The organism is Streptomyces sp. NPDC126499 (assembly GCF_040302485.1).
Lineage (GTDB): Bacteria > Actinomycetota > Actinomycetes > Streptomycetales > Streptomycetaceae > Streptomyces.
Map to the genome: position 1 here is coordinate 268,251 of NZ_JBEOUO010000006.1, position 13,648 is coordinate 281,898.

Consider the following 13,648-nt stretch of genomic DNA (forward strand, 5'->3'; position numbering starts at 1 on the left):
GCGCAGGGAGCGGCAGGGGGAGCGGCAGGTCATCCGGCCCGCCGGTCGCGGTCGCGCCCGCGTGAGGGAGAATCGGACACGCTCCTGGATCAACCTACGCGGAGGAACCGTGTCCGGATTCGTAGAAAAGCCCGAGCCCGTCCAGGTCCCGGGCCTGACCCATCTCCACACGGGCAAGGTCCGCGACCTGTACCGCGACGAGGCGGGCCGGCTCGTCATGGTGGCGAGCGACCGCATGTCCGCGTACGACTGGGTGCTGCCCACCGAGATCCCCGACAAGGGCCGGGTCCTCACCCAGCTCTCGCTGTGGTGGTTCGACCGGCTCGCCGACCTGGTCCCCCACCACGTCCTGTCCACCGAGCTCCCGGCCGGCGCCCCCGCCGACTGGGCGGGCCGCACCCTGGTCTGCAAGGCGCTGGACATGGTCCCGGTGGAATGTGTGGCCCGCGGCTATCTGACCGGCTCCGGCCTGGTCGAGTACGAGCAGTCCCGCACGGTCTGCGGCCTGGCGCTGCCCGAGGGCCTGGCCGACGGCTCCGAGCTGCCCGCCCCGATCTTCACCCCGGCGACCAAGGCCGCCGTCGGCGACCACGACGAGAACGTGTCGTACGAGGAGGTCGCCCGCCAGGTCGGCGCGGAGACCGCCGCCCGGCTGCGGCAGACCACGCTCGCCGTCTACAGCCGGGCCCGGGACATCGCCCGCGAGCGCGGGATCATCCTGGCCGACACCAAGTTCGAGTTCGGCTTCGACGGCGAGTCCCTGGTGATCGCCGACGAGGTCCTCACCCCGGACTCCTCCCGCTTCTGGCCGGCCGGCCAGTGGCAGCCGGGCCGCGCCCAGCCCTCGTACGACAAGCAGTTCGTGCGCGACTGGCTGACCTCGCCGGCCTCCGGCTGGGACCGCAAGAGCGAGCAGCCGCCGCCGGCCCTCCCGCAGGAGGTCGTCGACGCCACCCGCGCCAAGTACATCGAGGCGTACGAGCTCCTCACCGGCAACACCTGGAGCTAGCGGAGGGAACGAGAAAGCCCCCGGTCGGATCGACCGGGGGCTTCTTCATGGAGCGGACGACGAGATTCGAACTCGCGACCCTCACCTTGGCAAGGTGATGCTCTACCAACTGAGCCACGTCCGCCTGCGCCGTAGCGCGCAGCTAACTATACCCAACCTTTGGACCGCGCGAGACGCACCGCGGTGTGACGGTTCTCGGCCCCGAGCTTCGCGGCGGCGGAGGAGAGATAGTTGCGGACGGTTCCGGGGGAGAGCGAGGCCCGCCGGGCGATCTCCGCGACGGGGGCTCCGTCGGCAGCGAGTTCGAGGACCTCGGCCTCCCGGGCGGTGAGCGGGGAGTCGCCGGCGGCGATGGCGTCGGCCGCCAACTCCGGGTCCACGTAACGGTTTCCGGCGTGCACGCTACGGATCAGCTCGGCCAGTCGTTGCGCGCTGACGGTCTTCGGGACGAAGCCGCGGACGCCGGCGGCGAGGGCCCGCTTCAGGTGCCCGGGACGGCCGTGACTCGTCACGATCATGGTTCTGCAGCCGGGCAGTTGATCCCGCAGGGATGTGGCCACCATCACACCGTCGGCGCCCGGCATCTGCAGATCGAGGACCGCGACGTCCGGTTCGTGGGCGAGCGCCATGGCGAGCGCCTCGGGCCCGGACGCGGCCTCGGCGACGACCACGAGATCGTCCTCCAGGGCGAGCAGGGCGGCGAGCGCGCCCCGGATCAGATGCTCGTCGTCGGCGAGCAGGACGCGTACGCGCGGGGTCACGACGCCGTCTCCTTCCTCGTACTCCACAGATCGTCGCTCGGTCCGCTCGGTCCGCTCGGTCCGCTCGGTCCGCTCGGTCCGCTCGGACCGGGACCGCTCGAACCGCCCTCGCGTACAGCCATCTCGGACGACCAGGTCCCGGATCCCCTCTCGGTCCCGGTCCCGGACCCCCTCTCGGTCCCGGTGTCCGTCACGACCCCAGGCCCCGTCCCCGTCCCCGTCCCCGTCCCCGGCCCGCCCGGCAGCGGCACCCGGGCCGTCACCCGGAACCAGCCGTCCTTCTCCGGGCCCGCCTCCAGCGTGCCGTCCACCGCTGACAGCCGTTCCCGCAGCCCCGCGAGCCCCGATCCGGCCCGGTGCCCCGATCCGGCCCGGTGCCCCGATCCGGCCCGCCGCGCCGACCCGGAGCCGTCCGCCGGCTCCCGTACGCCGTCGTTCTCGACCACCAGCAGCACCGCGCCGTCCTCCGTCCGCAGCGCGATCCGGCAGCGCCGCGCGTCCCCGTGCCGCAGGACGTTGGTCGTGGCCTCCCGGACCACCCACCCCAGGGCCGACTGCACCTCGCCGGGCAGCTCGACGCCGACCGGACCCGTGGCGCAGCTGATGCCCGCCGCGGCGAGCACACCCCGCGCACCCTCCAGCTCCACCCGCAGATCCGCCTCGCGGTAGCCGCGGACCACGTCCCGCACCTCGCGCTGGGACTCCTGGGCGATCCGCTGCACCTCGGTCATCTGGGCCACCGCGTCCTCGGCGCGGCCGCGCCGGGCGAGCTGCACCGCCAGTTCGCTCTTGAGCGCGATCACCGAGAGGTTGCGGCCCATGACGTCGTGCAGGTCGCGGCCGAAGCGCAGCCGCTCCTCGGCGACGGCCAGCCGGGCCCCGAGGTCGCGGGACCGCTCCAGCTCCCACACGATCCGCAGCAGCCAGCCGGAGAACCCGCAGGCGAAGACCATGGCGCCGCCGCTCACCGGCACGGCGAGCGTGTACGCGACGACCTGCGGCCAGTCCAGGCCGACCACGAGCGCCGAGAGGCCGGCGGCCAGCGAGGCGAGGAGCACGGTGCCGGCCATCCGCCGCGCCGAACGCAGGCACACGGCCACCGAACCGAGCGTGAACGCCGCCGTGCCGACGACGACGGCGCCGGCGATGCCCGCGTCCCTCAGCGCGCCCGTGGACTGCAGCGCCATGAGCGTCACCGCTCCGAGCGCCGTCACCGCGATCAGCACCGCCGCGAGCCGCACCGGGCGCTCCCGCCGGTCGAGCTGCCAGCCGAGGGCGCGCGAGGCGAGCACCGCGCACAGGACGGCGTGCGCGACGACGAGGAGCGCGATCACCGCGGCCGGGACGGCGCCGATCTTTCCCTCCGCGTTGCTGGCGAGCGGGACGAACGCCACCCCGCCGACCTCCAGCAGAGGGAACAGGTGGAAGGTCCACCGCGTGTACAGCTCGACCTTGGCCGCGCTGCTGCGGCCGCTCCACCACCCCGTCAGCCTGGACACGGCCGACCCCCGTTCTTCCGTTCTCCCAAGCGTTCTCCCGGACGTTCCCCCGGGAGGCCCCCTAGCGCCGCGGTTCCCAGCGGAACCACTTCCGGACAGCAAACACGCTCAGCACGATCCAGGCCACCGTCGTGAGGGCCGCGCCCAGCAGCTCCTTCCCGCCGATCCCGCCGGTCCCGCCGGTGCCGAGCCAGCCGGCCCGGACGAGCTCCATCACTCCGCTGAGCGGGAGCAGCGAGCAGACCGAGGCGACCGGGTCCGGCAGCGCGTCCATGGGCACCATCAGCCCCGAGCCCATGGCGGAGACCAGGAAGAAGGGCAGCGTGGTCAGGCCGGCGCTCTCGACGGTGCGGGTGATCACGGTGGTGACGGCGGCCAGCGCGGCCAGCAGCACGATCCCGGCCAGGACGCCGAGGAGCAGCAGGTCGGGGCGGCGCGGGGCGTGGGCGCCCAGGGCGGCCGGGCCGAGGGCGGTCAGCACCGCGCACTGGACGAGCGCGATCACCGCGGCCGGGAGGGCGGCGCCGGTGAGGATCTCGGTGTCGCGGACCTCTCCGGTGCGCAGCCGCTTGAGGACCAGTTCCTCGCGGCGGGCGACGTAGGTCGCGACCAGGTTCATGTAGACGACAAGGCAGAGGATCATGCCGGTGCCGCCGACGGCGGTGGCCTCCGCGAGGCCCATGGGGAGGCCGGCCTCGTCCATCTCCGCCAGCGAGGTGCGCAGCAGGAAGATCATCAGCACCGGCATGAGCAGGGCGACGAAGAGGTTGTTCCGGTTGCGGCCGAGGAGGGTCAGCTCGGCCCGTCCGAGGGCGGTCAGGCGCGTGGCGGTGGCGTTCATCGGGCCTCTTCCTGTGCGTGGGGGTGGGCGAAGCCGGTGTCGTCGGCGAGATCTCCGGTGATGCCGTCGGCGCGGGAGGCGATCTCCAGGAAGGCTTCCTCCAGCGAGGCGGACCGGGCGTCGAGCTGTTCGAGCCGTACGTCCGTGGCGCGGGCCCAGGCGAGGAGTTCGCCGAGCGCCTCCTGGAGGTCGTACGTGCGGATCTCCACCCGCCGGCCGTACGCGGCGGCCTTCAGGCCGAGCGGCAGCCGCTCGGCGCCGGTGCCCTCGGGGAGCCGGAAGCGGATCCGGGCGGGGCGGGCCGCGGTGACCTCGGCGGGGGTGCCGGAGGCGACGATCCGGCCGCGGTGCATGATCGCGAGCCGGTCGGCGAGGGTCTCGGCCTCCTCCAGGTAGTGGGTGGTGAGGAGGACGGTGGTGCCTTGGTCCCGGAGCCGGCGGACCAGGTCCCAGGTGTCGCGGCGGCCCTCGGCGTCGAGACCGGTGGTGGGTTCGTCGAGGAAGAGGACCTCGGGGCGGCCGAGGAGGGCGAGCGCGAGGTCGAGCCGGCGTCGTTCGCCGCCGGAGAGCTGCTTGATCCGGACGCGGGCGCGGTCGGTGAGCCCGACGGCGGCCAGGGCTTCGCCGGCGGGCCGGGCGCCGCTGGTGCAGCCGGCCCACATGCGTACGGTCTCGGCCACGGTCAGGTCGGAGGGGAAGCCGCCTTCCTGGAGCATGACGCCGATGCGGGGGCGGACGGCGGCGCGTTCGCGGTACGGGGCGTGGCCGAGGACGCGGGCGGTGCCGCCGGTCGGGGCGGCGAGGCCCTCCAGGAGTTCGACGGTGGAGGTCTTGCCGGCGCCGTTGGTGCCGAGGAGGGCGAAGACCTCGCCCCGGGGCACGGTGAAGGAGATCCCGCCGACGGCCTCGAAGCCGCCGGAGTAGGTCCGGTGGAGGCCGTCCGCCTCGATCGCAGGTGTCATGGGTCCAGGCTGGTGCCGGCCTCGGGCCTTCGGCAGTGCGCGCTGTCACGGGGCCCGCTGACAAATGTCATGGGCGGGCGGCCATCGAGGTTTCCGGATACGACGAAGGCCCCGATTCCTGAGAACCGGGGCCTTCGCTCCCTGAGCGGACGACGAGATTCGAACTCGCGACCCTCACCTTGGCAAGGTGATGCTCTACCAACTGAGCCACGTCCGCATTGCCTCCGCTCGGCTTTCACCGGGCGGTGCGAGCACCACTCTACCAAACGCACCGGAGTGCTCGGTAACCGTGATGCAGAGCGGGTGACAGGGATCGCACACTGCGCCTTCCCCCTGGAAGGGGGCTGTTCTGCTACTGAACTACACCCGCACGCTGCGTGAGGTCCGGCCTTGCGGCCTCGCCCCTCGGCGTGCTCCAGACTCTAGCGGATCATGGGGGGTGCGGCGCAAATCCGGGTCGTGGCCAGGTCGTGGCCCAAGTCGTGAACCCCGTCGTGGTCCGCCGCCCACCCGTCATGGCGGGTGAGCGGCGCGGGGTCAGCTCGCGGCCTGGAAGGCCTCGTAGATCCGCTTGGGGATCCGGCCGCGGGCGGGCACGTCCAGCTTGTTGGACTGGGCCCAGGCGCGGACGGCCGCCGGGTCCGGGGCGAGCGCGGTGTGCGTGTACTCGCTCCGGGCGGGCGCGGCCGACCTGCCGTCGCGCGTGCTCAGCTTGCGGCCCGCGGCGAGGTACGGCGCGAGCGCGGTGCGCAGTTTCTTTGCATTGGCGGGATTCAGGTCGATCTCGTACATCTTCCCGTCCAGGCCGAACGCGACCGTTTCCGCCGCTTCTCCGCCGTCGATGTCGTCGAAGAGGGTGACCACCACACGCTGAGCCACGGATATCGGTCCTTTCCTGGGGATCGCCGTCTCCCGAACGGTGCCATCACCACTCTGACGTGCGGTGATGCCGTCATCGCGGCCACCCCTGGCAAATACTGCGTCGTTCTGCATTCCTTTGTACAGCGCGGGGTATCGCAGGGGGAAGCCCAGGCAATTGTCTCCGCGTGTCCCGCCTTATTTCGCTGGAATTCAGCGGGGTGCCGCCTCCTGGTCTTTGTAGGATCCTTCAGGCTTCTACCCGCGTAGAATTTGGAGGGAGGTACGCTGAGGGAACCGCCCACGCAACACACCACCGGGAGTGCCAGTGGCACGCGTCGTAGTCGACGTCATGCTCAAGCCGGAGATCCTCGACCCGCAGGGACAGGCGGTGCAGCGTGCACTGCCCCGCCTCGGTTTCGACGGGATCGCCGACGTCCGCCAGGGGAAGCGCTTCGAGCTGGAGGTGGAGGGACCGGTCGACGACGCCGCCCTCGCCCGCATCCATGAGATGGCCGAAACCTTCCTTGCCAACACCGTGATCGAGGACTTCACCGTCCGGGTCGAGTCCACCGAGACCGCCGGGGCCTCGTCGTGACCGCACGCATCGGCGTCGTCACGTTCCCCGGAACGCTCGACGACCAGGACGCGCTGCGCGCCGCCCGCCTCGCGGGCGCCGAGCCCGTCTCGCTCTGGCACCGCGACAAGGACCTCAAGCAGGTCGACGCGGTGGTCCTCGCCGGCGGCTTCTCCTACGGCGACTACCTGCGGGCCGGCGCCATCTCCCGCTTCTCGCCGGTGATGGAGACGATCATCGAGCAGGCGAAGGCGGGCATGCCCGTCCTCGGCATCTGCAACGGCTTCCAGATCCTCACCGAGGCCCACCTGCTGCCGGGCGCCATGCTGCGCAACAACCACCTCCACTTCATCTGCCGCGACCAGAAGCTGCGGGTGGAGAACGCGGAGACCGCCTGGACCTCGGACTACACCCGGGGCCAGGAGATCGAGGTCCCGCTCAAGAACATGGACGGCCGCTACGTGGCCGACGAGCGCACGCTCGACGAGCTGGAGGCGGAGGGGCGGGTGGCCTTCCGCTACCTCGACCTGAACCCCAACGGCTCCCTGCGCGACATCGCGGGCATCACCAACGCCGCGGGCAACGTCGTCGGCCTCATGCCGCACCCCGAGCACGCCGTGGAGCCGCTGGTCGGCACCGGCAAGACCGACGGGCTCGGTTTCTTCACCTCGATCCTCAAGAAGCTGGTCAACGCATGACTCTCGACGCCGGAACAGCCGAGGGAGCGACTGAGCGCCCCAGCCCGCGACACCCGCACCACCCCGCGCGAAGGAGCGACCGAGCGTGACCCTCGACACCGTCAAGCACGCGACCGAGACGCCTGACGTCGAGCAGCCCTGGAAGGAGCTCGGCCTCAAGCAGGACGAGTACGAGCGCATCCGCGAGATCCTCGGCCGCCGTCCGACGGGCGCCGAGCTCGCCATGTACTCCGTCATGTGGTCCGAGCACTGCTCGTACAAGAGCAGCAAGGTCCACCTGAAGCAGTTCGGCGAGAAGACCCCCGTCAACGACGCCATGCTCGTCGGCATCGGCGAGAACGCGGGCGTCGTCGACGTCGGCCAGGGCTACGCGGTCACCTTCAAGGTCGAGTCGCACAACCACCCCAGCTACATCGAGCCCTACCAGGGCGCGGCCACCGGCGTCGGCGGCATCGTCCGCGACATCCTCGCCATGGGCGCCCGCCCGGTCGCGGTCGTCGACCCGCTGCGCTTCGGCGCCGCCGACCACCCCGACACCAAGCGCGTGCTGCCCGGTGTCGTCGCCGGCATCGGCGGCTACGGCAACTGCCTGGGCCTGCCGAACATCGGCGGCGAGGTCGTCTTCGACTCCTGCTACCAGGGCAACCCGCTGGTCAACGCCGGCTGCATCGGCGTCATGAAGCACGAGGACATCCACCTCGCCAAGGCCTCAGGACCCGGCAACAAGGTCATCCTCTACGGCGCCCGCACCGGCGGCGACGGCATCGGCGGCGTCTCGGTCCTCGCGTCCGAGACCTTCGACGACACGAAGCCGACCAAGCGCCCCGCCGTCCAGGTCGGCGACCCCTTCCAGGAGAAGCTCCTCATCGAGTGCACCCTGGAGATCTTCAAGGAGAAGCTGGTCGCCGGCATCCAGGACCTCGGCGGCGCCGGCCTGTCCTGCGCCACCTCCGAGCTGGCCTCCGCCGGCTCGGGCGGCATGCGGGTCGACCTCGACAAGGTGCACCTGCGCGACGCGACGCTCTCGCCCGAGGAGATCCTCATGAGCGAGTCGCAGGAGCGCATGTGCGCGATCGTCGAGCCGCAGCACGTCGACCGCTTCCTGGAGATCTGCGAGAAGTGGGACGTCATCGCCGTCGTCATCGGCGAGGTGACCGACGGCGAGCGCCTGGAGATCTTCTGGCACGGCGAGCAGATCGTCGACGTCCCGCCGCGCACGGTCGCGCACGAGGGCCCGGTCTACCACCGGCCGTACGCGCGCCCCGAGTGGCAGGACGCGCTGCAGGCCGACGACGCCGGCAAGCTGCCCCGCCCCCAGGGCGGCGCCGAGCTGAAGGACCAGGTCCTGAAGCTGGTCGGCTCCCCGAACCAGGCCTCCAAGGCGTGGATCACGGATCAGTACGACCGCTTCGTGCAGGGCAACACCGTCCTCGCGCAGCCCGAGGACGCGGGCATGGTCCGGATCGACGAGGAGTCGAACCTGGGCGTGGCCATGGCGACCGACGGCAACGGCCGCTACGCCAAGCTCGACCCGTACACCGGTGCGCAGCTCGCGCTCGCGGAGGCGTACCGCAACGTGGCCGCCACCGGCGCGAAGCCGCTGGCGATCTCGGACTGCCTGAACTTCGGTTCGCCCGAGGACCCGGCCGTGATGTGGCAGTTCGCCGAGGCCACCCGTGGTCTCGCGGACGGCTGCCTCGCGCTCGGCACCCCGGTCACCGGCGGCAACGTGTCGCTGTACAACCAGACCGGTGACGTGGCCATCCACCCGACGCCGGTCGTGGCCGTCCTCGGTGTGATCGACGACGTCAACCGCCGCACCCCGATCGCCTTCGCGGAAGAGGGCCAGCTCCTCTATCTGCTCGGCGACACCAAGGAGGAGTTCGGCGGCTCGGCCTGGTCCGAGGTGATCCACCAGCACCTCGGCGGCATGCCGCCGGCCGTGGACCTCGACCGGGAGAAGCTGCTCGGCGAGATCCTGATCGCGGCCTCCCGCGACGGCATGATCGACGCGGCCCACGACCTGTCCGACGGCGGACTCGTCCAGGCGGTCGTCGAGTCCTGCCTGCGCGGCGGCAACGGCGCGCGTCTGGTCGTGCCCGAGGGCCTGGACGCGTTCACGTTCCTCTTCAGCGAGTCGGCCGGCCGTGCGGTCGTCGCCGTCCCGCGCAGCGAGGAGCTCCGCTTCACCGACATGTGCGGTGCGCGGGGTCTGCCGGCGACCCGGATCGGTGTCGTCGACGGCGACGCGGTCGAGGTGCAGGGCGAGTTCAGCGTCTCCCTGGAGGAGCTGCGCGCCGCGCACGAGGCGACGATCCCGGGCCTGCTGGCCTGACTTCCCGCTCGTGGAGCAGCCCCCGCCCGTCGTCGGGCGGGGGCTGCTCGCGTCCGGGCCCGCCCGCCGGAGTCCGGGGCGCGGTCCGTTCCGGTTCGCGGTCCGTTCGAGGCTCGGTCCGTTCCGGTTCGCGGTCCGTTCCGGGTCTCAGTCTGCCTGGTCCCAGAACGCGTCGGCCTCGTCGATGTCCGCGACGCATTCGTCGACGTCGGTCACCTTGCCGCCGACGATGGTGAAGAAGAGCCCGCCTTCCATCTCGATGCCCCGGTCGCCTCGGTCGGCGTGCCACTTGTGCACCGACATGACATGGCCGCGGCCGTCCGGGTAGATGCCCTTCGGTTCGACCCGGAAGGTGCCGCCGGTGAGCTCCATGAGCTGACCGAAGTGGGCGAGGACGTTGTCGGCGCCCTTGAAGTGGCCGGACATCCGGCTGCTGCCCGGTGAGTGGTGGGTGCAGTCCGCGGTCATCAGCGACCGCAGGGTCTCCATGTCGCCCGTGGAGAAGGCTTCGTAGCCCTTGCGGACCACGGCGGCGTCAGGGTGCTCAGCCATGGCCGATCGGCCCCTCTCATACGTATGGGTGTGCGGTGGCCGTGTGTGCGTGCGGCGGCCCTCCCTCCCCAGTCTCCGACTACCCTCGCCCCCATGCCACCTGCCAGGAAGCGCCCCCGCAGCTACGACTCCACCAAGATCCGCGCGGCCGTCCTCGCCCAGTTCGGGCACGTACGGGACGCCGTCCTCGCCCTGTCGCCCGACGCGCTCGACGGGCCGACCCGGCTGGGGGAGTGGACGGTGCGGGACCTCGCGGCGCACGTGGCGTGGGGGATCGAGGCCGTGCCGCGGCTGCTCGCGCGACCCGAGCCGGCGAAGCGGGAACTCGCCCTCCTGGACTGGCCGTCGGCGTCGGCCGGGATCGCCGGACTGATCGACGAGCACACCCGGGGACTCGACGCCTCCGACCTCGCCGGGACGTACGGCCGCGCCGAGCGGGCCTACCAGGAGGCGGTCGACGGTGCCCCGGACACCCGGTTGCTCCCGTTCGGCCTCGGCGCCATGACGCTCGCCGACTTCCTCGTCACCCGGACCGTCGAGCTGGTCGTGCACACCGACGACCTCAACGCGGCGACCGGCGCCGGCATCCCGTACGAACGCCAGGCGCTCGCCGCCTGCACCCGGCTGCTCGCGGACGCCCTCGCGGCGAAGGCCCCCGGCGGCGCGGTCGAGGTGCGGGTCCCGCCGTACGCGGTGGTGCAGTGCGTCGAGGGGCCCCGGCACACCCGGGGCACCCCGCCCAACGTGATCGAGACGGACCCGCTGACCTGGATCCGGCTCGCGACCGGCCGGGCCGGCTGGGCCGCGGAGCTGGACGCGGCCCGGGTGAGCGCCAGTGGCGAGCGGGCGGACCTGGCGGGACTGCTGCCGCTGATGGGCTGAGGAACCCTACGGGTGACGGGCCGGGGAACCGTACGCGTGACCGGGAGCCGCAGGGGTGGGGCTCGAGGAACCGTACGGGCACGGCGGCCGTCCCATCGGCATGCAGAAGCCGCGCACACTCACCGCAGCCCTGACCGTCTTTGCCCTCGCCCTGCTCTCCGCCTGCGGTACGGAGCCGGGCACGGGACCGGGGGCGGGAGGTGACCCGGACACGCCCGACCTGCCCGTCGCGGGAAGCCACTGGACGATCGCCGCCGTGACCGTGGACGGCGCCCGCTCGGTCGCCCCGCCGGGGGCGCGCCTGGAGGTCGAGGAGAACGGCCGGGCCAAGGGGAACACCGGCTGCAACAGCTTCGGTGCCGCCGTCGCCGTGAACGGGGACACCCTCACCGTCTCCACGCACGAGGTCACGTTGATCGGCTGCCCCGCCGACCGGGACCGGTTCGAACGGGCGTTCCTGAAGGCCTTCACCGGCAAGCTCGAGGGGAAGACGCGGGAGAAGGGGCTGACCCTGACCTCGCCCGACGGCCGCAAGGTCCTGGAGCTGGTCGCCGAGCCCGGCGCCCCGCTGGTCGGCACCAGCTGGACGGTGGACGCGCTGCTCAGCGGGGAGACGTCCGCGTCGCTCCCGGCGGGCTCGGAGGGCAAGGCGAAGCTGGCCTTCGGCAAGGACGGCCGGCTCTCCGGCAGCCTCGGCTGCAACCGGGTCTCCGCCCCGGCGACGATCTCCGGGAAGACGATCACCCTCGGGGCGATCGCGACGACCCGGATGATCTGCACCGGCCCCCAGATGGAGCTGGAGACCAAGCTGTACGAGGCCCTCGACGGCCCCCTCACCTACCGGCTCGACCACCGCACGCTGACGGTCACCGACGTGGACGGGCAGGGCTTCACGGCCCGCGCGGAAACGTTCGAGGGCTGAAAGCACCGGCTCGTTCCTGCGAGGTCCGTCACATCCCGACCGTTCGGACCGTGCCGTACGGGGGTGCGCTCTGATCACGCCACCCGGCTGCCGCCCTTGCCCCACCGGCTTTGTGGGCTCCGACAAGCCAGCGACGATCAGTTCGTACGATCGTACAGCCGCTGTATCACGTCCTGAGGGAATTCGGACCAGTGGTCGACCTCGCCTACACTCGGAGACGTGCCACGTGGTGACGGTCGACTCAATCACGATCTGCTCCCCGGTGAGAAAGGCCCCCAGGACGCTTGTGGCGTCTTCGGTGTCTGGGCTCCGGGCGAAGAGGTCGCAAAGCTCACGTACTTCGGGCTCTACGCCCTCCAGCATCGGGGCCAGGAATCCGCGGGAATCGCGGTCAGCAACGGCTCCCAGATCCTCGTCTTCAAGGACATGGGCCTCGTGTCCCAGGTCTTCGACGAGACCTCTCTCGGTTCCCTCCAGGGTCATATCGCGGTCGGTCACGCCCGCTACTCGACCACCGGGGCCTCCGTGTGGGAGAACGCGCAGCCGACGTTCCGGGCCACCGCCCACGGCTCGATCGCGCTCGGCCACAACGGCAACCTGGTGAACACGGCGCAGCTGGCCGAGATGGTCGCCGACCTCCCCAAGCGGGAGGGCCGCTCCACCCAGGTCGCCGCCACCAACGACACCGACCTGGTCACCGCGCTCCTCGCGGGCCAGGCGGCCGAGGACGGCACGCCGCTCACCATCGAGCAGGCGGCCGCGAAGATCCTCCCCGAGGTCCGGGGCGCCTTCTCCCTCGTCTTCATGGACGAGCACACGCTCTACGCGGCGCGTGACCCGCAGGGCATCCGCCCGCTGGTCCTCGGCCGGCTCGAGCGCGGCTGGGTGGTCGCCTCCGAGTCCGCCGCCCTCGACATCTGCGGCGCCAGCTTCGTCCGCGAGGTCGAGCCGGGCGAGCTGATCGCGATCGACGAGAACGGCATCCGCACCTCTCGATTCGCAGAAGCGAAGCCCAAGGGCTGTGTCTTCGAGTACGTGTACCTGGCCCGCCCCGACACCGACATCGCCGGCCGGAACGTGTACCTCTCCCGCGTGGAGATGGGCCGCCGGCTCGCCAAGGAGGCCCCCGTCGAGGCCGACCTGGTGATAGCGACGCCGGAGTCCGGCACGCCGGCCGCCATCGGCTACGCGGAGGCCTCCGGCATCCCGTTCGGCGCCGGCCTGGTCAAGAACGCCTACGTCGGCCGGACCTTCATCCAGCCCTCGCAGACCATCCGCCAGCTGGGCATCCGGCTGAAGCTCAACCCCCTCAAGGAAGTCATCAAGGGCAAGCGCCTGGTGGTCGTCGACGACTCGATCGTCCGCGGCAACACCCAGCGCGCGCTGGTCCGGATGCTCCGCGAGGCCGGCGCCGCCGAGGTCCACATCCGGATCTCCTCCCCGCCGGTGAAGTGGCCGTGCTTCTTCGGCATCGACTTCGCCACCCGCGCGGAGCTGATCGCCAACGGCATGTCGGTCGAGGAGATCGGCAAGTCGCTCGGCGCGGACTCGCTCTCGTACATCTCCCTCGACGGGATGATCGAGGCGACGACCATCGCGAAGCCGAACCTCTGCCGTGCCTGCTTCGACGGCGAGTACCCGATGGAGCTTCCGGACCCCGAACTGCTCGGCAAGCAGCTCCTGGAGACCGAGCTGGCCGCCGGCCCGGCCGCCACCGCGGCCGCCGACGCGCTGCGCCGCCCGTAAGACCCC

General features: G+C 71.7%; 13 protein-coding genes and 3 tRNA genes. 7 read left to right on the forward strand and 9 right to left on the reverse strand.

The genetic code is table 11. The annotated features are described in order from the left end of the window. The first annotated feature begins 109 nt into the window (after positions 1 to 109). Positions 110 to 1,009 (forward strand): phosphoribosylaminoimidazolesuccinocarboxamide synthase, encoded by a 900-nt coding sequence (locus ABTZ91_RS11540; protein WP_352076931.1) that lies wholly within the window; start codon positions 110 to 112, stop codon positions 1,007 to 1,009. Positions 1,010 to 1,057: 48 nt separating this feature from the next. Here ABTZ91_RS11540 and ABTZ91_RS11545 read toward each other — a convergent pair. From ABTZ91_RS11545 to ABTZ91_RS11580, 8 genes are all read right to left on the reverse strand, one after another. Beyond that, positions 1,058 to 1,133, reverse strand: a tRNA-Gly gene (locus ABTZ91_RS11545). Between the two features lie 22 nt (positions 1,134 to 1,155). Beyond that, positions 1,156 to 1,770, reverse strand: a complete 615-nt coding sequence (locus ABTZ91_RS11550) for a response regulator transcription factor (protein WP_352076932.1) — start codon at positions 1,768 to 1,770, stop codon at positions 1,156 to 1,158. Continuing rightward, a complete protein-coding gene (locus ABTZ91_RS11555) occupies positions 1,767 to 3,269 on the reverse strand; it encodes a histidine kinase (RefSeq protein WP_352076933.1) in 1,503 nt (500 codons plus the stop codon). The genes ABTZ91_RS11550 and ABTZ91_RS11555 overlap by 4 nt, the downstream gene beginning before the upstream one ends. Before the next feature lie 61 nt (positions 3,270 to 3,330). Beyond that, positions 3,331 to 4,110, reverse strand: coding sequence for an ABC transporter permease (locus ABTZ91_RS11560; protein ID WP_352076934.1), 780 nt, complete (start codon positions 4,108 to 4,110; stop codon positions 3,331 to 3,333). Then, the gene (locus ABTZ91_RS11565; RefSeq protein WP_352076935.1) at positions 4,107 to 5,072 is read right to left on the reverse strand and encodes an ABC transporter ATP-binding protein; all 966 of its coding nucleotides are present in this window, start codon (positions 5,070 to 5,072) and stop codon (positions 4,107 to 4,109) included. Before ABTZ91_RS11565 ends, ABTZ91_RS11560 begins: the two co-directional genes overlap by 4 nt. Before the next feature lie 144 nt (positions 5,073 to 5,216). Next, a tRNA-Gly gene (locus ABTZ91_RS11570) sits at positions 5,217 to 5,289 on the reverse strand. A gap of 81 nt (positions 5,290 to 5,370) precedes the next feature. Next, positions 5,371 to 5,442: transfer RNA gene (locus tag ABTZ91_RS11575), tRNA-Gly, on the reverse strand. Between the two features lie 167 nt (positions 5,443 to 5,609). Then, positions 5,610 to 5,951, reverse strand: coding sequence for an Lsr2 family protein (locus ABTZ91_RS11580; protein WP_352076936.1), 342 nt, complete (start codon positions 5,949 to 5,951; stop codon positions 5,610 to 5,612). A 307-nt stretch (positions 5,952 to 6,258) separates the two neighbouring features. Here ABTZ91_RS11580 and purS point away from each other — a divergent pair, with 307 nt between their 5' ends. From purS to purL, 3 genes are all read left to right on the forward strand, one after another. Further along, positions 6,259 to 6,528: a phosphoribosylformylglycinamidine synthase subunit PurS gene (gene purS / locus ABTZ91_RS11585; RefSeq protein ID WP_128978044.1), complete on the forward strand. Its 270-nt coding sequence runs from the start codon at positions 6,259 to 6,261 to the stop codon at positions 6,526 to 6,528. Then, the gene (gene purQ, locus ABTZ91_RS11590) at positions 6,525 to 7,205 is read left to right on the forward strand and encodes a phosphoribosylformylglycinamidine synthase subunit PurQ (RefSeq protein WP_345486749.1); all 681 of its coding nucleotides are present in this window, start codon (positions 6,525 to 6,527) and stop codon (positions 7,203 to 7,205) included. The genes purS and purQ overlap by 4 nt, the downstream gene beginning before the upstream one ends. 85 nt (positions 7,206 to 7,290) lie before the next feature. After that, on the forward strand, positions 7,291 to 9,540 hold the full coding sequence (gene purL / locus ABTZ91_RS11595) for a phosphoribosylformylglycinamidine synthase subunit PurL (RefSeq protein ID WP_352076937.1): 2,250 nt from the start codon (positions 7,291 to 7,293) through the stop codon (positions 9,538 to 9,540). Between the two features lie 147 nt (positions 9,541 to 9,687). Here purL and ABTZ91_RS11600 read toward each other — a convergent pair whose 3' ends face one another. Then, positions 9,688 to 10,092: a nuclear transport factor 2 family protein gene (locus ABTZ91_RS11600; RefSeq protein ID WP_352076938.1), complete on the reverse strand. Its 405-nt coding sequence runs from the start codon at positions 10,090 to 10,092 to the stop codon at positions 9,688 to 9,690. Positions 10,093 to 10,185: 93 nt separating this feature from the next. Here ABTZ91_RS11600 and ABTZ91_RS11605 point away from each other — a divergent pair, with 93 nt between their 5' ends. The 3 genes from ABTZ91_RS11605 (at position 10,186) to purF (ending at position 13,642) form a co-directional block, all read left to right on the forward strand. Next, positions 10,186 to 10,974, forward strand: coding sequence for a sterol carrier family protein (locus ABTZ91_RS11605; RefSeq protein ID WP_352076939.1), 789 nt, complete (start codon positions 10,186 to 10,188; stop codon positions 10,972 to 10,974). A 55-nt stretch (positions 10,975 to 11,029) separates the two neighbouring features. Continuing rightward, positions 11,030 to 11,896 (forward strand): META domain-containing protein, encoded by an 867-nt coding sequence (locus tag ABTZ91_RS11610; RefSeq protein WP_352076940.1) that lies wholly within the window; start codon positions 11,030 to 11,032, stop codon positions 11,894 to 11,896. Positions 11,897 to 12,115: 219 nt separating this feature from the next. Further along, complete coding sequence (gene purF / locus ABTZ91_RS11615; RefSeq protein WP_352076941.1) at positions 12,116 to 13,642, forward strand: amidophosphoribosyltransferase; 1,527 nt, start codon at positions 12,116 to 12,118, stop codon at positions 13,640 to 13,642. Positions 13,643 to 13,648: the final 6 nt, after the last annotated feature.

Bases quoted from the DNA above. Each gene is read 5' to 3' on its own strand.
- ABTZ91_RS11560 (WP_352076934.1), bottom strand. From the start codon at position 4,110: ATGAACGCCACCGCCACGCGCCTGACCGCCCTCGGACGGGCCGAGCTG.
- ABTZ91_RS11565 (WP_352076935.1), bottom strand. From the start codon at position 5,072: ATGACACCTGCGATCGAGGCGGACGGCCTCCACCGGACCTACTCCGGC.
- ABTZ91_RS11600 (WP_352076938.1), bottom strand. From the start codon at position 10,092: ATGGCTGAGCACCCTGACGCCGCCGTGGTCCGCAAGGGCTACGAAGCC.
- ABTZ91_RS11605 (WP_352076939.1), top strand. From the start codon at position 10,186: ATGCCACCTGCCAGGAAGCGCCCCCGCAGCTACGACTCCACCAAGATC.